Annotated in this window: 17 protein-coding genes; 8 read left to right on the top strand and 9 right to left on the bottom strand. The window is 62.4% G+C overall.

Going from position 1 to position 17,244, the window contains the following annotated elements; genetic code table 11:
• Positions 1-76 precede the first annotated feature (76 nt).
• The gene (locus RGV59_RS12570; protein ID WP_017844790.1) at positions 77-1,690 is read left to right on the top strand and encodes an NAD(P)/FAD-dependent oxidoreductase; all 1,614 of its coding nucleotides are present in this window, start codon (positions 77-79) and stop codon (positions 1,688-1,690) included.
• A 58-nt stretch (positions 1,691-1,748) separates the two neighbouring features.
• Here the strand turns inward: RGV59_RS12570 and RGV59_RS12565 are convergent, their stop codons facing one another.
• The gene (locus tag RGV59_RS12565) at positions 1,749-2,843 is read right to left on the bottom strand and encodes a PLP-dependent cysteine synthase family protein (protein ID WP_057004730.1); all 1,095 of its coding nucleotides are present in this window, start codon (positions 2,841-2,843) and stop codon (positions 1,749-1,751) included.
• Between the two features lie 215 nt (positions 2,844-3,058).
• Here RGV59_RS12565 and nhaA point away from each other — a divergent pair, with 215 nt between their 5' ends.
• Positions 3,059-4,234 carry a Na+/H+ antiporter NhaA gene (gene nhaA, locus RGV59_RS12560; protein WP_017844788.1) on the top strand — a complete coding sequence of 392 codons (1,176 nt, stop codon included), beginning with the start codon at positions 3,059-3,061 and terminating at the stop codon, positions 4,232-4,234.
• Positions 4,235-4,310: 76 nt separating this feature from the next.
• Here the strand turns inward: nhaA and RGV59_RS12555 are convergent, their stop codons facing one another.
• A complete protein-coding gene (locus RGV59_RS12555; RefSeq protein ID WP_003189251.1) occupies positions 4,311-4,775 on the bottom strand; it encodes a glycine zipper 2TM domain-containing protein in 465 nt (154 codons plus the stop codon).
• A gap of 157 nt (positions 4,776-4,932) precedes the next feature.
• Here RGV59_RS12555 and RGV59_RS12550 point away from each other — a divergent pair, with 157 nt between their 5' ends.
• On the top strand, positions 4,933-5,175 hold the full coding sequence (locus RGV59_RS12550) for a hypothetical protein (protein ID WP_102617384.1): 243 nt from the start codon (positions 4,933-4,935) through the stop codon (positions 5,173-5,175).
• A 54-nt stretch (positions 5,176-5,229) separates the two neighbouring features.
• Here RGV59_RS12550 and pdxH read toward each other — a convergent pair whose 3' ends face one another.
• The 5 genes from pdxH to dinG all read right to left on the bottom strand — a co-directional run bounded on the left by pdxH (position 5,230) and on the right by dinG (position 13,066).
• Positions 5,230-5,877, bottom strand: a complete 648-nt coding sequence (pdxH, locus tag RGV59_RS12545) for a pyridoxamine 5'-phosphate oxidase (RefSeq protein ID WP_017844786.1) — start codon at positions 5,875-5,877, stop codon at positions 5,230-5,232.
• A gap of 27 nt (positions 5,878-5,904) precedes the next feature.
• On the bottom strand, positions 5,905-7,155 hold the full coding sequence (locus RGV59_RS12540; RefSeq protein ID WP_126585674.1) for an OmpA family protein: 1,251 nt from the start codon (positions 7,153-7,155) through the stop codon (positions 5,905-5,907).
• A 142-nt stretch (positions 7,156-7,297) separates the two neighbouring features.
• Positions 7,298-8,443: an EstA family serine hydrolase gene (locus RGV59_RS12535; RefSeq protein WP_017844784.1), complete on the bottom strand. Its 1,146-nt coding sequence runs from the start codon at positions 8,441-8,443 to the stop codon at positions 7,298-7,300.
• Between the two features lie 82 nt (positions 8,444-8,525).
• The gene (locus RGV59_RS12530; RefSeq protein WP_126585673.1) at positions 8,526-10,823 is read right to left on the bottom strand and encodes a beta-galactosidase; all 2,298 of its coding nucleotides are present in this window, start codon (positions 10,821-10,823) and stop codon (positions 8,526-8,528) included.
• 98 nt (positions 10,824-10,921) lie between these two features.
• Positions 10,922-13,066, bottom strand: coding sequence for an ATP-dependent DNA helicase DinG (gene dinG / locus RGV59_RS12525; RefSeq protein ID WP_017844782.1), 2,145 nt, complete (start codon positions 13,064-13,066; stop codon positions 10,922-10,924).
• 99 nt (positions 13,067-13,165) lie between these two features.
• Here dinG and RGV59_RS12520 point away from each other — a divergent pair, with 99 nt between their 5' ends.
• Positions 13,166-13,630: a CopD family protein gene (locus tag RGV59_RS12520; protein ID WP_102617380.1), complete on the top strand. Its 465-nt coding sequence runs from the start codon at positions 13,166-13,168 to the stop codon at positions 13,628-13,630.
• A 101-nt stretch (positions 13,631-13,731) separates the two neighbouring features.
• Here RGV59_RS12520 and RGV59_RS12515 read toward each other — a convergent pair whose 3' ends face one another.
• Together RGV59_RS12515 and RGV59_RS12510 are read right to left on the bottom strand one after the other, a co-directional pair.
• Complete coding sequence (locus RGV59_RS12515) at positions 13,732-14,490, bottom strand: hypothetical protein (protein ID WP_017844780.1); 759 nt, start codon at positions 14,488-14,490, stop codon at positions 13,732-13,734.
• A 171-nt stretch (positions 14,491-14,661) separates the two neighbouring features.
• Positions 14,662-15,357 carry an OmpA family protein gene (locus RGV59_RS12510; RefSeq protein WP_046384448.1) on the bottom strand — a complete coding sequence of 232 codons (696 nt, stop codon included), beginning with the start codon at positions 15,355-15,357 and terminating at the stop codon, positions 14,662-14,664.
• Positions 15,358-15,547: 190 nt separating this feature from the next.
• Here RGV59_RS12510 and RGV59_RS12505 point away from each other — a divergent pair, with 190 nt between their 5' ends.
• Genes RGV59_RS12505 through RGV59_RS12490 form a run of 4 tightly spaced genes read left to right on the top strand, consistent with a single transcriptional unit; the run spans position 15,548 to position 17,221 of the window.
• On the top strand, positions 15,548-16,045 hold the full coding sequence (locus tag RGV59_RS12505) for a DUF6231 family protein (RefSeq protein ID WP_017844778.1): 498 nt from the start codon (positions 15,548-15,550) through the stop codon (positions 16,043-16,045).
• A 4-nt stretch (positions 16,046-16,049) separates the two neighbouring features.
• Complete coding sequence (locus RGV59_RS12500) at positions 16,050-16,520, top strand: YchJ family protein (RefSeq protein WP_017844777.1); 471 nt, start codon at positions 16,050-16,052, stop codon at positions 16,518-16,520.
• A 21-nt stretch (positions 16,521-16,541) separates the two neighbouring features.
• Positions 16,542-17,024 (top strand): LEA type 2 family protein, encoded by a 483-nt coding sequence (locus RGV59_RS12495; protein WP_046384449.1) that lies wholly within the window; start codon positions 16,542-16,544, stop codon positions 17,022-17,024.
• Complete coding sequence (locus RGV59_RS12490) at positions 17,021-17,221, top strand: SEC-C metal-binding domain-containing protein (protein WP_003189235.1); 201 nt, start codon at positions 17,021-17,023, stop codon at positions 17,219-17,221. Before RGV59_RS12495 ends, RGV59_RS12490 begins: the two co-directional genes overlap by 4 nt.
• Positions 17,222-17,244 lie beyond the last annotated feature (23 nt).

The raw sequence follows: 17,244 nt of genomic DNA, 5'->3' as shown, positions 1-17,244 counted from the left end.
AACCTGCCGTTGGGGCTTATAATCGCCGGTTTGCAAAACTGCCGGCCCCACCAAACGCCGCACACCGGATCCTGTCATGTTACGAATCACCGAACTCAAGCTGCCCATCGACCATCCCGAAGAAGACCTGCGGCCCGCCATCGTGCAGCGCCTGGGCATCGCCAGTGATGACCTGCTCGATTTCACCCTGTTCAAGCGCAGCTACGACGCCCGCAAGAAATCGTCGGAGCTGTGCTTCATCTACACCGTCGACCTGAACGTGAAGGGTGAAGCCGCCCTGCTGCTCAAGTTTGCCGACGACCGCAACATCAACCCGGCGCCGGACGTCAGCTACAAGGTGGTGGGCCAGGCGCCCGCGGATCTGGTTGAACGTCCGATCGTCGTCGGTTTTGGCCCGTGCGGGATTTTCGCCGGGCTGCTGCTGGCGCAGATGGGCTTCAAGCCGATCATCCTCGAGCGCGGCAAGGAAGTGCGCCAGCGCACCAAGGACACCTGGGGCCTGTGGCGCAAAAGTGTGCTCAACCCGGAGTCCAACGTGCAGTTCGGTGAGGGCGGCGCCGGGACCTTTTCCGATGGCAAGCTCTACAGCCAGATCAAAGACCCGAAATTCCACGGGCGCAAAGTGCTGCACGAGTTCGTCAAGGCCGGCGCGCCGGAAGAAATCCTCTACGTCAGCAAGCCGCACATCGGTACGTTCCGCCTGACCGGCGTGGTGGAAAACATGCGCGAGCAAATCATCGCCCTGGGCGGTGAAGTGCGCTTCGAGCAACGGGTGACCGACGTATTGATCGAAGACGGTCAACTGAACGGCGTGGTCATCGACGGCGGCGAGCAGATCCTCTCCAAGCACGTGATCCTCGCCCTCGGCCACAGCGCCCGCGACACCTTCCGCATGCTCCACGGCCGTGGCGTGTACATGGAAGCCAAGCCGTTTTCCGTGGGTTTCCGTATCGAACACCCACAGTCGCTGATCGATGCCGCGCGCCTGGGCAAATACGCCGGGCACCCGAAACTCGGCGCGGCCGACTACAAACTGGTACACCACGCCAAGAATGGCCGTTCGGTCTACAGCTTCTGCATGTGCCCCGGTGGCACCGTGGTGGCCGCGACGTCCGAGCCGCATCGCGTGGTGACCAACGGCATGAGCCAGTACTCGCGCAACGAGCGCAACGCCAACTCCGGCATCGTCGTCGGCATCACGCCTGAGGTCGATTACCCGGGCGGTCCGCTGGCCGGCATCGAGCTGCAGGAGCGCCTGGAATCCCACGCCTACATCCTCGGCGGCAGCAATTACGAAGCCCCGGCGCAACTGGTCGGTGATTTCATCGCCGGCAAGCCGTCCACGGCCATCGGTAGCGTGGAACCGTCCTACAAACCTGGGGTATCCATGGGCGATCTGGCCCTGGCACTGCCGGACTTCGCCATCGAAGCGATCCGTGAAGCCTTGCCGGCGTTCGAGAAGCAGATCAAGGGCTACTCGTTGCACGATGCCGTCTTGACCGGGATCGAGACACGCACCTCATCGCCGTTGCGGATTACCCGTAACGAATCGATGCAGAGCCTGAACGTCAAAGGCCTGTTCCCGGCCGGCGAAGGCGCGGGTTATGCCGGTGGGATTCTGTCGGCGGGCGTCGACGGCATTCGGATTGCCGAGGCGTTGGCGCGGGATATGTTAGGTATCGAGGCCTGAAAACAGCGCCGTCCAAAGGTGGGAGCGCGGCCGCTCCCACATTGGTTTTTGTGGCGTGTCAGATATTCGCGCGCAAGATGTCATCGGGCAGTGGCTCACCGCGCTCGACGCTGGCCGCCACCGCGGCTATCAAGCCCTGCAGTTCATACCCCTGCCCTGCCAGCCACGCCTGATCGTAATAGGTGGTGGCATATCGCTCGCCCCCGTCACACAAGATCGCCACGATCGACCCCGACTCCCCCGCCGCTTTCATCTGTTGCGCCGCCATCAGGGCACCAATCAGGTTGGTCCCGCTGGAGCCGCCGACCCGCCGCCCCAACCGCTCGGCCAGGTAATGCATGGCCGCCAGCGACAGCGCGTCCGGCACCTTGACCATCGCATCGATGACCTTGGGCAAAAACGACGCTTCGACCCGCGGTCGGCCAATACCTTCAATCCGCGAGCCGCACTCCAGGCGCAAGCCGGCATCACCGCTCAGGTAGTAGTCAAAGAACACCGAGCGCTCGGCATCGGCACACAACACGCGGGTGCAATGCTGGCGATAACGCACATAGCGTCCCAGGGTCGCGGTGGTACCACCCGTGCCGGGGCTGGAAATCAGCCAGCTCGGCTCCGGATGACGCTCGAAGCGCATCTGCTGGAAGATCGACTCGGCGATATTATTGTTCGCCCGCCAGTCGGTGGCGCGTTCGGCGTAGGTGAACTGGTCCATGAAGTGACCACCGCTTTCCTGCGCCAGGCGTTCGGATTCGGCGTAGATCTGCGTCGGATCTTGTACCAGATGGCTCTTGCCGCCATAGAAGCCGATCTGGGCGATCTTTTCCTGGGAGGTGGTGGCCGGCATCACGGCGATAAACGGCAGGCCGAGCAAGCGCGCGAAGTAGGCTTCGGAGATCGCCGTCGAACCGCTGGAGGCTTCGATCACCGGCGCTCCCGGCTTCAGCCAGCCATTGCACAGCGCGTACAGGAACAGCGAGCGCGCCAGCCGGTGTTTGAGGCTGCCGGTGGGGTGACTGGACTCATCCTTGAAGTACAACTCGATACCCGGCAAGCCGGGCAGCGCCAAAGGGATCAGGTGGGTGTCGGCGCTGCGCTGGAAGTCGGCTTCAATGATACGAATGGCTTCGCGGGCCCAGGGACGGTGGTCGCTCATGAGAGGATCTCTAAGGATTTCAGCCTGAATCTTAGGATGTTTCCTACGCCACACACAGATACAGTAACGACTCAATCGGACACACAATTGCTTGGCTCCGCCCCAACTCCGACCGCGCTCCTTTCTTATAACAAATAAGAATATAACTTTTGTTTTAACAACTAACGGTACGGGTTAGGGTACGCATCTATTGAATCTGGATTGGAGAGCACCCCTTGGCTCTGCGTAGCACGTTCACCCGTTTCTTCCAGTTGGAAGCCGCCAGCGGTCTATTGTTGATCGCCGCAGCCGCGTTGGCGCTGATCGTCAACAACTCACCGTTGTCGCACCTCTACAGCGCGTTCCTCGACGTGCCCGTGGTGGCGCAGATTGGCGCGCTGAAGATCGCCAAGCCCGCGTTGCTGTGGATCAACGACGGCCTGATGGCCCTGTTCTTCCTGCTGATTGGCCTGGAGGTCAAGCGCGAGCTGCTCGACGGCCACCTGTCCAAGCCTTCGCAAGTCGTCCTGCCAGGCGCTGCGGCGATCGGCGGCATGGTCGTGCCGGCATTGATCTACTGGGCAATCAACAAGGATTACCCGGCGGCGCTTTCCGGCTGGGCGATCCCCATGGCCACCGATATCGCCTTCGCATTGGGCGTCCTGGCGCTGCTCGGCAAGCGCGTGCCGGTGTCGCTGAAACTGTTCCTGATGACCCTGGCCATCATCGATGACCTGGGCGCGATCATCGTGATCGCCGTGTTCTATTCCAGCGACCTGTCCGGCGCCGCCCTGGCGGGCGCGGGCGCCTGCTTGATCGCCTTGATTGCCATGAACCGCCTGGGCGTGATCAAGCTCGGGCCGTACCTGATCATCGGCCTGATCCTGTGGGTCTGCGTACTGAAAAGTGGCGTGCATGCCACCTTGGCCGGCGTGACGCTGGCGTTCTGCATCCCGATGCGTACCAAAAACGCCGAAACCTCGCCGCTGTTGACGCTCGAACATGCCCTGCATCCATGGGTGGCCTATGGCATCCTGCCGCTGTTCGCGTTCGCCAACGCCGGTGTGTCCCTGAGCGGGGTCAGCCTCGAGAGCTTCACCCACCACGTACCGCTGGGCATCGCCCTCGGCCTGCTGATCGGCAAGACCATCGGCGTGTTCGGCCTGACCTGGCTCGCCATCAAGACCGGCCTCGCCGCGCTGCCCAGCGGCGCCAGTTGGGGCCAGGTGTTCGGCGTAGCGATCCTGTGCGGCATCGGCTTCACCATGAGCCTGTTTGTCGGCTCCCTGGCGTTCGTGCCGGGCGCCAGCGAATTTGCCGGGGAAGATCGAATGGGGATTCTGACCGGGTCGATACTCGCGGCGTGTATCGGTTATGCGGTGACGGCGATGGCGAGTCGCAAGAAAGCCTGACTCGCACAAAACACCGCGCACAAAAAACCCCAGCCGGTCACCCGGCTGGGGTTTTTCTTTGCTCGCGGCTTAACGCTTAGCGAGTCACGCGGCTGGTACCATCAACGGTCATGATGCGAACGCGATCACCGATGCGGAAGATTTCATTCTCCTGCACGGCCTGCACGTAAGCACGCATGCTGCCGTCGTCTTCGCGAACGGTGATTTCCACGCCCTGGGTGCGGGTCAGGCCTTCTTCGGTGGCCGAACCCAACAGGCCGCCGGCGACGGCGCCGATCACGGCGGTCACGATACTGCCACGGCCGCCACCGATGGCGCTGCCGCCCACGCCGCCAATGACGGCACCGGCCGCACCGCCGATTGGGGTCTTGGTGCCTTCGATTTTCACCGGACGCAGGGATTCAATGGTCCCCATGCGAACGGTCTGCACGCGACGCGCTTCGTCACGGGAGTATGAGTCGCCGGTCAGACTCGAGGCGCAGCCACCCAACAACAACGACAGGGTAGTAAAGCAGGCAACTAGTAAAACGGACTTACGCATAGCATCAACTCCAAAGGACAGGTGTTCATTAGACGCGGCCGCTTGACGCCTGTCACGGCAAGCTCCGCAGAAAATTGCTTTCATTCAGCCCTAGTACAGAGTGCCAGCACCAAAACAGACGACAAACGGTAGCTCTCATCTCGTAAACAGGACGCTCATGGATTATTTCATCATTATAGTCACGACCGTAGCCGGCTTGTATTTCCATGGCTGGTTATACCTGCGCATCCGCCGCTGGATCGATCGCGACCTGGCGCTCTCCCTGGCGGGCAACGACCTGCACAAGCGGGCCTTCATGCTGCAACAGCTGGAAAAAGCCCGTGCCCTGAAGATCAACCGCCGCGAGCTGCCGGACTGGTTGAAAAATGCGGCGCAGCAGTACACGCCCGAGGCCTCTTGAACAGAGGCTTCGGGGTGACGAGCAACAGTCAGAAAGGGTGACGCAAGACGACGATCAGGGCGCCAGGCGCTCACGGGTCCAGTCGGCCCCGTGCAAGCGGTAGTTCAGGCGGTCATGCAGGCGGCTGGCGCGGCCTTGCCAGAACTCGATGCGCTCGGGCAATAAGCGATAGCCGCCCCAGTGTTCAGGGCAGTGCGGCTGAGTGTCGCTGAACCGCTGTTCGGTGACCTTGAGCAAGTCGTGCAATTCTTCGCGGTCACGGATCACCTTGCTCTGCGGGGAAGCCCAGGCGCCCAGGCGGCTGCCCAAGGGGCGCACCTGGAAATAGGCATCCGACTCTTCCGGCGTGACCTTGACCACCCGGCCCTCGATGCGTACCTGACGCTCCAGGGTCGGCCAGAAAAAGGTCATGGCCGCGAAGGGCCGCGCCGCAAGCTGATCGCCCTTGGCGCTCTCATAGTTGGTGAAGAAGGTAAAGCCCTGCGCATCCAGGCCCTTGAGCAACAGGATGCGACAGTGCGGGCGACCGTCCTCGTCGACCGTGGCCAGGGTCATGGCATTGGCCTCCACCGGCGGCTGCTCGGTTTTCACCGCATCGCCGAACCACTGGTGGAACAAGGCAAACGGCTCGCTCGGGGCCTGGGCCTCGCTCAAACCATCCCGTGTGTAGTCACGGCGCATATCAGCCAACACCTGGGTCATGCGACTTTATCCTTCTGGTTCAGCGGATCAGTTTTTGGCCTGGTCGTTCGCAGCCGGTGCAGCAGCCTTGGCCTTGGCTTTGGCCGCAGCAGGTTTCTTGGCGGCTGCCTTGGCCGGAGCCTTTTTCGCGGCTGGCTTGGCAGCGGATTTTTTCGCGACCGTCTTTTTCGCCGAGGCTTTTGCGACCGGCGCAGGCGCGGGAACGTCCTGCACGGCAACCATTTCAGCCACAGGCGGGGTCTTGCCCGAGTTGTACTTGCTCAGCAAGGCCAACATAGTTGTACGCTGAGTAAACATAATTTCCATGCGACGGTTCAGCGCACGGCCTTGGGTGCTGTCGTTGGCGGCACGCGGCATCATGTCGCCCATGCCACGCAGCATCAGACGGTCTTGCTTGAGGCCGCTGAGGCTGAAAATCGATGCGATGGATTGCGCGCGTTCTTTGGTCAGCGCCTGGCTCGCCGGGGCCGCGCCGGTGGCATCAACGTGACCGAGGACCAGTACGGCGGTCTTCGGGTCGGCTTCAACAGCCTTGGCGACGCGAGTGAACGGGCCCAGGGTGACCGGCAGCAACATCGCCGGGCGTTTCGGGTTGTAGGAACCGTCTACCGGGGCAATCACCACCAGTACGTTGTCGCGACGTTCCAGTTGCAGGTTGCTGTCCTTGATCGCGGCGCGCAGGCGCGGCTCATAGTCGTCCAGCCAGGCCTGGGTGATTTTCGGGTCGGGCATTGGCACGTTGGTCACGTCGACCTTGGCCAATGGCTTAGGCTTGGACGTGCTTTCGAACGGCCACCACCAGTGAGTCTCGGAGTCGGTCTTGGCCACGGCGGGGGCGGCAGGAGCAGCGGCTGGCGCCGGGGTGGCGGCCTTGAGGTCGGCCTTCAGGTCAGCCTTGGCATCGGCGGCCTTTTCGTCGGCGCTCTTGGAGGAGAACGGCCACCAGCTGGAGCCGGTATCCGCTTTGGCCACCGGGGCTGGCGCAGGAGCGGTGGCTACCGGTGCGGCAGGCTTGGCGCCAGCAGCGGCAGCTACCGGTGCAGCCGGCTTGGCGCTGGCAGCAGCCGCTACCGGTGCGGCAGGTTTGGCGCCCGCGGCGGGTTTGGCGTCCGGTTTGACGTCCGGCTTGGCGTCGGTTTGGCTCACTGCGTCCTTGGTAGCAGCCTTGTCAGATCCAAATGACCACCAATGCCCGCCTTCGGCATCATTTTGTGGTGTTTGTGCGCAGCCAGTAATAGATAGGCACAGCGCCAGTGCCAAGGACTTGTTCGATAACATGAGATATCCACAAAATGAGAAAAAACCGAGGGCCTGAATGACCCGTTAAACAGACGCGTCCAGAACATTAAAGTTACAATATTTTGCTCAGCGTCTTCTTATACTTGCATTTGTAACAAAAAAACGTGAAACAGCAAGGGGTTTACAGACAACCGGCCAATATTCTGACCAACTTCTGCGCACGTGGGTCCATAAGTACGTAGGGCCCCAGCGTATTAGTCACAAAACCGAACGCTACATCATGTTCGGGGTCGGCAAACCCCAGCGAACCGCCCGCACCAGGATGTCCAAATGCACGCGGGCCAAGGCCGAAGGTCGCATTCGGCAATTGCGGTTGATCCAACATGCAGCCCAGGCCGAAACGGGTTTGGGTCAATAAGGTTTTATCGGGCCCGATACTGTGTTCCCGGGTCAATTGTTCGAGCATGTCGCTTTCCAGCAAACTACCGTCCAATAAACCACTATAAAAACCCGCCAGGCTACGCGCATTACCGTGACCGTTTGCCGCTGGCTGCTGCATACGCCGCCATTCGGGTTTATTAGTGCTGGTCAGAATAGACGGCGGATTGGCAAATGCCCGCGTCGTCATGGCCGTGGGTTCACGCATCATTACTTGCAGTAAACGTTGCGCGGCTTCATCGCCCATGTTGCCTTTGCCGCGTGCTACATGGGCCACGCGATAAAATTCTTCGTCGGCCAGGCCCACATGAAAATCCAGCCCCAACGGGCGTGCAACCCGCGCCACGATAGACTCGCCCGGCCCACGCCCGTCGGCACGGCGCAGCAATTCCCCGACCAGCCAGCCATAGGTGATCGCCTCGTAGCCGTGGCCTTGGCCCGGCGTCCACCACGGCGCTTCGGCGGCCAAGGTGTCGACCATCAACGACCAGTCGTACAGCGCTTCGGTGGGCAGCATCTCGCGGATCGCCGGCAACCCGGCCTGGTGGCAGAGCAACTGGCGCAAGGTGATCGCTTCTTTACCGGCCGCGGCAAATGCCGGCCAGTAGTTGGCCACTGGCGCATCCAGTTGCAGCTTGCCTTCGGCCACCAATTGCAGGGCCGCAACGGCGGTGAAAGTCTTGGTGCAGGAGAACAGGTTGACGATGGTGTCGCTGTGCCAGGCCTGTGCCCCGTCCTTGTCGGCGGTGCCGGCCCACAGGTCGACCACGGTCTCCCCGCCGATCTGGATGCACAGCGCCGCACCACGTTCCTGCGGGTCATCGAACAACGTGGCGAACGCTTCACGTACCGCTTCGAACTGGAGTTCGTAATGCCCCTGAACCTGCACCTAAGCCCCCTCGGAAAACGCTGTAAAAAGTGGCCGACATTGTTCCAGCCCTTGTAGGATTTGTGAACCCGTCAACACTGAATCAGTGACCATTTCCGGCATGCCCACCGGAGTGTCCGGCGCCCTGCCCCGCACCTTTACCGTCATGCCCGGGCTTGCTGCCTTCATGCTCGCGAACCGCGCGGGCCGCCTTGGCCTTTTCGGCTTCCTTGCCCAGTTGGTCGACCGCCGCCAGGTTGCTTCGACGCACGCTGTCGACAAAGCCCTGGAACGGCACATCGGTAATGCCGACCAGACCGAAGTGGCCGTTTTCGCCGTCCAGCAGACGCCCGGTCACGGGCTGGTCCAGGTACTGGAACCAGTGAACGCCGACAATCGACGGCTCGGCCATGGCCTGCTTGAGGAAGTTGGCATACGCGGCGCCGCGATCTTCTTCCTTGGCCAACTGGGTCACACCGCCCCAGAACGGGCCGCGGTCCGCCGAGCCGAAGTTGAATTCGGTGATCAACACCGGCTTGTCCAACGCGCGCAACGCGGCGAAGTCATAGCCGTCCTGGGGTTTGAGCGTGTACAGGTTGAAGCTCAACACGTCGCAATACTGCGCACAAGACGCCACCGCCTCCGGCGTACTCACCGCGTAACGCCCGCCCAGCAGCAACTGGTTGGGCGCGTGCCATTTGAGTGCATCGGAGATGGTCTTGAAGTACGTATCGGCGAAGGTCTTCTGGAAGTGTTTGAAGTCGGCTTCGATTTCCGGGTGCTCAGGGTTGGGCATCGGCGGTTCGAAGCCCGGGTCTTCCATCAGTTCCCAGCCTGCCAGGTGGATGCCCCAGGCTTTCGACAGGCCTTCTTCGTTACGGTATTTGTCGCGCAGTTGCTTGAGGAACGCGCGCTTGGCCGGTACATCGGTGGTCATGCGCAGGGTGCCATAGGCCAGGGCGTAACGGGATTTTGCATCGTCACCGGGACCGGCCCAGGCCAGTTCGTTATCGGCAAAAAAACCGATCAGCCAAGGATCGTCACGATGATCGCGGGCAGCGATGGCCACGGCGCGCTCGGTGGCCATGGCGAAACGCGGGTCGAACGGGTCGGGCATGCCGCCCCACCAGTCGGTGCCGGTGCTGATGCTGGCGTAATCGCCGACGATCGACAGCGGCAAGGTGTACGGCACGCGGTCCGCGCTGGCCAGTTGTGCAGCGCTCCAGTTGCCGACGGTGTTGAAACCCCAGGCCTGCAGGCGGTCGAGGGTGTGGCTGACCCAGCGCTTCTGGTCGAAACCGTCAGTGTCATACGTGCGCTGCAGGTTGGCGCGGTAGAAATCGTACCAACGCCCGGCGCCAAAGCTACGCCCTTCGCCGGCGCCGTTACCGGTGCGGTTGTCGCCGCTGCCGTAGTACTTGTCAAAGGGTTCCCCGGCCTTGGGCAGCGCCGCGAACATCCATTCACGGCCCGCCACGTAGGTCTGGTTGTTATCCGAAGCCACGGTGTTGACGCCCAGGGAATAGAACGGATGCCCCTCCGGCGTCACCAGATACCAACGACCATCGCGCTTCTCGGTGCGGAAAAAGCCGCTGGCGTCGAACGCCGGGCCTTTGTTCCAACCGCCGTACTGGTCCAGGGAGGATTTATCCCGCTCGGCCAGCCAAGCCTTGAGCTGTTGCTGCTCCTTGGTGGCGGCGGCCTTGAGTTGCTCGTCGCTGTTGACCTTTTCCGGCCAGCGCGCACGGGTGGACTGGCCATAGGCATCCACCAGTTCGCTGTAGGCCGCCTTCAGCACCGGCTCGCTGTCCTGCACGCCAAAGCGTTCCAGCAGAATACTTTGGGCGACATTCGGCTTGATCATCGACAGGGTCACCGACACCACCTGGCTGCGGTCGATTTCCCCGGCGCTGCTGGCCAGCAACACGCGCTGGCCATCGACGCTGATCGGCATCGGCGGGCCGGCTTTCATGCCCTGGCTCAACGGCGAGTTGGCTTGCAGCGGGATCAACAGGGTCTGGGCCGGACCGGCCGGCAGGTCGACGCGGCTGACCAGCGTCCTGCCGTCATTGCTCTGCACCTTGACGTACAGGGTCAGCGCCCAGTCCATGGCGCTCTGGATACGCAGGCTCATGGCACCGGATTGCGACCAGTCCCAGGCACCGGTCTGCGGGCTGAGCACCAGGCTCGGCTCGGCGGCCGGGTTGAAGGTGATGCGGCGCAGCACCTCGCCTTCAGGGGTTTGTTCGGCGTTGTATTGCGGCAGGCTGGCGTCCTGGGTCGCCACTTTGACCACATCGGCAGGTCGGACGAAGTTGAACAACGTTTGTTGCCCGGCGGGCGCGGCCAGCAGCGGCGCAGCGAACAGCAGGGCAAAAAGGGCGGGCAGCGTGCGAATCATACGAGCAAGGTTCTCCCAAACGGCCGATAAATGGCCTGATGACATAATGCGATGGCAGTGAGATAGACCACGAAGTGGGCGATTTTGCCCACTGTGGCTTAAGAAATTTCGCGCCGGAACGGCGGCAAGGCATTCAGGATGGCCTTGCCATAGCGCTGCGTGACCAGACGGCGGTCCAGCAAGGTGATGGTGCCCCGGTCTTCTTCGGTCCGCAGCAAGCGCCCGCAGGCCTGCACCAGCTTCAGGGACGCATCCGGCACCGAGATTTCCATGAACGGGTTGCCGCCACGGGCCTCGATCCACTCGGCCAACGCGGCCTCGACCGGGTCATCCGGCACCGAGAACGGGATCTTGGCGATCACCACGTGTTCGCAGTAGGCACCGGGCAAGTCCACGCCTTCGGCAAAGCTCGCCAGGCCGAACAGCACGCTGGAATCGCCGCCATCGACCCGCGCCTTGTGCTTGTTCAGGGTTTCCTGCTTGGACAGGTTGCCCTGGATAAACACCTGCTTGCGCCAGTCGCGGTCGAGGCCGTCGAACACGTCCTGCATCTGTTTGCGCGACGAGAACAGCACCAGGGTGCCGCGTGAACCTTCGACCAGCTCCGGCAGGTCACGGATGATCGCGGCGGTGTGGGCCGGCGCATCCCGAGGGTCGGCCTTGAGGTCAGGCACGCGCAGCACACCGGCGTTAGCGTGATGGAACGGGCTCGGCACCACGGCGGTGACGGCTTTTTTCGGCAGGCCGGCGCGCATGCGGAAGCGGTCGAAGGTGCCCAGAGCGGTCAGCGTGGCCGAGGTGACCAGGCAGCCATACGCCACGTTCCACAGGTTGCGCCGCAGCATTTCCGCCGCAAGGATCGGGCTGGCGTTGACCTCGATATCGAACAGCGCACCGCTTTCCGACAGGGTCAGCCAACGGGCCATGGGCGGGTTGTCTTCCGGGTCTTCGACGGTGAAGGCCGTCCACAACTCCCAGTTGCCCTGGGCGCGGGACAACAGGCTGCCGAACAGTGGGTACCATTCCTCGGCCTGGTTGCTGGCGATGCCGATGTTGACCTCGCCGTCCATGCCTTCCTTGAGCAGGTCGGTCAGGCGGGTGAACAGGTCGGTCAGGCGCGAAAAACCCTTCTTCAGTTCGACGCCCATTTCACGCATGTGCTCGGGGATCAGCCCGCCGACAAAGCGATGGCGCGGGCGCTCGCGGCCTTCGACGTCTTCGCCGGGCTTGAAGTCGGCGACCTGCTCGCAGGCGCTGAACATGAACTGCTGCTGGGTCTTGATCTCCCGCGCCAGTTCCGGCACCTGTTCGATCAGCTTGCCCAGGTCGCCGGGCAGCGGGTGCTGGGCCAGCAGTTTGGTGAGGTTCTTGGCGGTGGCCTCCAGCCAGTCGGCGGTGGAGCGCAGGCGCGTGTAATGGGCGAAGTGGCCGATGGCCTTGTCGGGCAGGTGGTGGCCTTCGTCGAATACGTAGAGCGTGTCGCGCGGGTCCGGCAGCACGGCGCCGCCGCCCAGGGCCAGGTCGGCGAGGACCATGTCGTGGTTGGTGACGATCACGTCGACCTTGCCCATGCCTTCGCGCGCTTTATAGAAGGCGCACTGGCCGAAGTTGGGGCAATGCCGGTTGGTGCATTGGCTGTGGTCGGTGGTCAGGCGCGCCCAATCAGCGTCTTCCAGGGCGGTGGGCCAGCTGTCGCGGTCGCCGTCCCATTTATTCCCGGCCAGTTTTTCGATCATGCTGGTAAACAGCTTCTGGCTGACTTCATCGACTTCGATCTTGAAGCCTTCTTCTTCGAACAAGGAGGCCGTGGCAGTTTGCGCGTGGCCTTCCTGCAGCAGCACGTCGAGCTTGGACAGGCACATATAGCGGCCACGGCCCTTGGCCAGGGCGAAGGTGAAGTTCAGGCCGCTGTTGCGCATCAGGTCGGGCAGGTCTTTGTAGACGATCTGCTCCTGCAGGGCGACGGTGGCGGTGGCGATCACCAGGCGCTTGCCGGCGGCCTTGGCGGTGGGAATCGCCGCCAGGCTGTAGGCCACGGTCTTGCCGGTACCGGTGCCGGCCTCGACGGCCACGACCGCGGGGTCACCGCTGCGCCGGCCTTCGTCGTCGGTGTCGATATCCCCGAGGACCTTGGCCACTTCGGCGATCATCAGGCGTTGGCCGTAGCGCGGTTTCAAGCTCTTGGCTTCGAGAAAACGCGAATAGGCGCCCTGGATCGTGGTTTTGAGTTCAGTGCTGATCATGGATAGTCGGGCGCAAAAAACGCTGGATAAATTTTCAGTGGTTCGGATCGACCGCTATCATACCCCGCTAATTAATCCCGCGCAGAACGGAGTACCGCAATGACCGTGTTCAGCCTCGTTTACACCCTGCATGTATTGGCCGCCCTGATCTGGGTCGGCGGCATGTTTTTCGCCTGGATGATCCTGCGCCCGGCCGCTGTGGCGGCCCTCGAGGGCCCTGCCCGGCTCAAGCTGTGGGCGAATGTGTTTCAACGTTTTTTCGTGTGGGTTTGGGTGGCGGTGCTGGTTTTGCCGATCAGCGGTGTCGGCCTGTTGCAACTGCGCTTCAGCGGGTTTGAAACCGCACCGCGTTACGTGCAGGTGATGATGGGCTTGTATGTGGTGATGACGGCGCTGTTCATCCGCATCCAGGCGTTGAAGTTCCCCGAATTGCGCACAGCGGTGGCGGCTGAGGATTGGCCGGCGGGTGCGGCTGCACTGGGGCAGATCCGCAAGTTGGTGGGCATTAACCTGATCGTTGGGTTGCTGCTGGTCGCGATTGCGTCGGCGCGGCCGATGTTCTGAGACGGGCCTTAAACGGCCATCGGGAGCACACCCCCTCCCACATTTGAAATGCATTCCAAATGTGGGAGGGGCTTGCTCCCGATGACGTCAGATCGAACGACTCAAAGTCGCTGAATGGTCACAGTTCCCGCAGGCCCGGCCGGTCCCGGCTGCCCTTCCACCCCTGGCCGGCCTTTCTCGCCACCATCGGCGCGGTACACCAGGCAACCCTTGGATTGCCCACCACGCCCAGGCTTGCCCGCCGTCCCCGCCAAACCGCCCGCGCCGCCATCGACCCAGACCTTGATCTTGTCGCTTGGGAAGTCCTGCGGCAGTTCGACCCGCACCTGCGCACCCGCCGCGCCAGGCAACCCGTCGCCACCGTTATCACCGTTGGCGCCGCGCCCAGCGGAGCCCCAAGTGCAACCAGGGTCTTCGCCGTTGGCGCCGTCCAGCCCGGCATAACCTTGGGCGCCAGCGCCACCACGGGCATCCACCGACAGTTCCTGCGCCGTCAGGGCATTGATGCGCAAGGTCAGGTCACGTCCGGCCCTGGCTGGTTTTTCGTGGGTACCGGGAGCGCCACGCGAGGTGATCTGGCTGCCATGTTCCAGTTGCGCATGCCGCGCCTGCAATTGCAGCCCGGTGCTCCCCGGAGCGATGGCGATGCGTGCTTCGCGGCCCAGGTGCAACTCATCCACCGAGATCTGGCTGATCGTGGCCGGGATGAGCAACGTGCCGTAGTCCGCGACGTCCAGGCGTTCCAGCTGCAATACGCCGGTACTGCTGGGCAAGCGCATCAACGAGTTGGTTTCAACACTCACGCTCTGGGCCAGGGCAACGGGGCTGACCAACAGGGCCAACAGAAAAACCTTACGCATCATGGGGCTCCTGAGTGATGGGGAATTTGTTATTTCAAATTTTTCTTTGGGCGCACAGTAACGACTTCTACAGGCGATTTGCCAGTGAAGGATCAAAAAACTTGAGAAGGCGGCAGTTTCAGCGAGGATCGCCAACGATGCCCCTGTGGAATCCCACAGGGGCAAGGCCTGTCAGCGGTTGATCTGGATTTCTACGCGGCGGTTCAGGGCACGGCCTTCAGCGGTTTTGTTGTCAGCCACCGGATGACTTTCGCCCGCACCGGTCACCGACACGAAGTTACTGCGAGGCACACCGGCGCCGATCAGGTAGTCCGTCACCGAATGTGCGCGTTTTTCCGAGAGTTTCTGGTTGTAGGCGTCCTTGCCGACGCTGTCGGTATGCCCGCTGACCCGCAACTGGGCGCTCGGGGCTTCGCGTTTCAGGCGGGTGGCGATGGTGTCGAGCGCGGTTTTATCCGCCGCCGTCAGCTTCGCCGAGTCGAACTGGAAGTGGACATCGCGAATCACGATGGTTTCTTCCTTGACCACAACCACCTCTTCAACCACCGCCGCGGGTGGCGCAGGTGGACAACCATTGGCATCGACCTGTACGCCTTTCGGCGTGCCGGGGCACTTGTCGCGGCTGTCTGGCACGCCGTCGCCGTCTTCGTCACCATCGCCATGTACCCAGCAATAGGCGCCGGCCATGCCGCCGATCAACAACGCGCCGTAGCCGGCATAGGCTGAGCTTTCCGTCGCACCGATCGCCGCACCGGTCACGCCGCCCACGGCGGCGCAGGTGGGCCAATCGGTTTTTTGCAAACCTGCACAACCTGTCAATACTCCGGTGAGCAGAACCAAGGGTAGAGCTGTCCGCATGATGCTCATTTGATTTCTCCTGAGGGGATCGGCAGGGGCCGATGGGTGGAGTAAAGACCGCTCCTTTCAACTGCGCCAGTACGTCACACCCCCGGATTCATTGAGGATGGGCGTACTTGAAGGACTTTTCGCAACCACCCGCTCTAGGCCCGCACGCTCAGCCGCGCTAGTCTCTAGGGTCCTGATGTGAGGATCTCTGATGACCGCTGGTATTTCTTCCCGTACACCCCAGCAAGCCCTGGCTGCCTTGCTCGATTTGCACCAGCCCAAACGCCTGTTGCTGTTGGGTGCCAGCCAGTTCCCGGCGCTGGAGGCCTTTCAAAAGGCGCACCCTGAGACTCAGGTGTCCGTCGCGACGCCTGGCGCGCTGCCGGCGGACCTCGCGGCGCAGCGTTTTGACCTGGCGCTGGTGGTCGATTGCCTGGAGCACCTGTCAAAACCACAAGGCCTGACCCTGCTGGGCGGCATCCGCAACCTCAATGCCAGCCGCATTGCGGTGCTGGTCGACCTGGGCGCCTGCGACTGGAAAGACACTGACTTCTTCTCCCTGGCCCTGCAGGCCGGCGAGCGCTTCCAGCGCGATGAGCAGGTACTGACGCTGTTTACCTATGATCTGCTTGACTATAAACAGGTGCCGGACTGGCTCAACGCCCGCTTCTGGGCCAACCCGGAAAACTTCGGAAAGTATTGGTGGTAACCCGATGAGTACATCCATTTGCCCCTGCGGCAGCGGCAACCTGCTGGACGCGTGCTGCGGCCATTATCACGCCGGCCACCCGGCGCCGTGCGCCACCGCGCTGATGCGCTCGCGCTACAGCGCCTACGTACTGGGCCTGGTGGACTACCTGGTGGCTACCACGTTGCCTGCGCAGCAGGCCGGCCTGGACCGTGATGCCATCGCCACCTGGAGCGCCCAGAGCACCTGGCTCGGCCTGGAAGTGGAAAGCTCCGAGGTGTTCGGCGGCCAGCCGGAACATGCGTTCGTGACGTTTACCGCGCGCTGGCATGACAGCACCGGCGAACACAGCCACCGCGAACAGTCCTCTTTCGTACAGAATGAGGGACACTGGTACTTCATCGACCCCACCGTGGAAGTGAAGGCCGGACGCAACGACGCATGCGTCTGCGGGAGTGGGCAGAAGTTCAAGAAGTGTTGCTCCAGCTACCTCTAACCACCTCACAGGGATCGCGCCATGCTCCGCACTTACAGCTTGTTGCTGGCGTTGACCCTTGGTTTGAGCGGCTGCGCCTCATGGTTCGAGGACGACGCCCCACCGCCCCACGTCGCCCTGGTGAAGGTCGAAGTGGTGCGGGCCAAGTTGCTCGAACAGAAGTTCAAGCTGTATTTCCGCGTGGATAACCGCGACGACGCCGACCTCACGGTGCGCGGCCTGATCTACAAGGTCACCCTGGGTCGCTTGCTGCTGACCGAAGGCGAATCCAACGAATGGCTCACCGTGCCGCCGCGTGGCCACGCCTTTTTCAAGATCTCGGTACGCACCAACCTCTGGCCGCAGATCCGTGACGTCGTGCAGATGCTGAAAAACCCCGACCGGCCCGTGCCTTATCGGTTGGAAGGCGAGCTGAAAACCGGATTATTCATCGGTAATGACGTGCGCGTGGACCACAATGGCGAGATAATCCCCGGCGATTTTATTCCGGAGCGACATCGATGACTCAGCAACCCCATGTCCATGGTCCTGACTGCAACCACGATCACGATCACCATGATCACGACCACGGCCATGTCCACGGCCCGAACTGCGGCCACGCTCACCAGGAGCCGGTGCGCAACGCCCTGAAAGACGTTGGCCGCAACGATCCATGCCCGTGCGGCAGCGAGAAGAAATTCAAGAAGTGCCACGGCGCTTGAAACCTGGCTACTGAAAATAAGCT

The sequence above is a fragment of the Pseudomonas sp. FG1 genome, assembly GCF_034313875.1.
Classification (GTDB): Bacteria; Pseudomonadota; Gammaproteobacteria; order Pseudomonadales; family Pseudomonadaceae; genus Aquipseudomonas; species Aquipseudomonas veronii.
This window is presented reverse-complemented; position numbering and strand designations above follow the sequence as displayed.

Bases quoted from the DNA above. Each gene is read 5' to 3' on its own strand.
- RGV59_RS12505 (WP_017844778.1), top strand. From the start codon at position 15,548: ATGACCGCTGGTATTTCTTCCCGTACACCCCAGCAAGCCCTGGCTGCC.
- RGV59_RS12540 (WP_126585674.1), bottom strand. From the start codon at position 7,155: ATGTTATCGAACAAGTCCTTGGCACTGGCGCTGTGCCTATCTATTACT.
- RGV59_RS12565 (WP_057004730.1), bottom strand. From the start codon at position 2,843: ATGAGCGACCACCGTCCCTGGGCCCGCGAAGCCATTCGTATCATTGAA.
- RGV59_RS12510 (WP_046384448.1), bottom strand. From the start codon at position 15,357: ATGAGCATCATGCGGACAGCTCTACCCTTGGTTCTGCTCACCGGAGTA.
- RGV59_RS12570 (WP_017844790.1), top strand. From the start codon at position 77: ATGTTACGAATCACCGAACTCAAGCTGCCCATCGACCATCCCGAAGAA.
- dinG (WP_017844782.1), bottom strand. From the start codon at position 13,066: ATGATCAGCACTGAACTCAAAACCACGATCCAGGGCGCCTATTCGCGT.
- RGV59_RS12515 (WP_017844780.1), bottom strand. From the start codon at position 14,490: ATGCGTAAGGTTTTTCTGTTGGCCCTGTTGGTCAGCCCCGTTGCCCTG.
- RGV59_RS12495 (WP_046384449.1), top strand. From the start codon at position 16,542: ATGCTCCGCACTTACAGCTTGTTGCTGGCGTTGACCCTTGGTTTGAGC.
- RGV59_RS12520 (WP_102617380.1), top strand. From the start codon at position 13,166: ATGACCGTGTTCAGCCTCGTTTACACCCTGCATGTATTGGCCGCCCTG.
- RGV59_RS12530 (WP_126585673.1), bottom strand. From the start codon at position 10,823: ATGATTCGCACGCTGCCCGCCCTTTTTGCCCTGCTGTTCGCTGCGCCG.
- pdxH (WP_017844786.1), bottom strand. From the start codon at position 5,877: ATGACCCAGGTGTTGGCTGATATGCGCCGTGACTACACACGGGATGGT.
- RGV59_RS12500 (WP_017844777.1), top strand. From the start codon at position 16,050: ATGAGTACATCCATTTGCCCCTGCGGCAGCGGCAACCTGCTGGACGCG.
- RGV59_RS12555 (WP_003189251.1), bottom strand. From the start codon at position 4,775: ATGCGTAAGTCCGTTTTACTAGTTGCCTGCTTTACTACCCTGTCGTTG.
- RGV59_RS12490 (WP_003189235.1), top strand. From the start codon at position 17,021: ATGACTCAGCAACCCCATGTCCATGGTCCTGACTGCAACCACGATCAC.
- RGV59_RS12550 (WP_102617384.1), top strand. From the start codon at position 4,933: ATGGATTATTTCATCATTATAGTCACGACCGTAGCCGGCTTGTATTTC.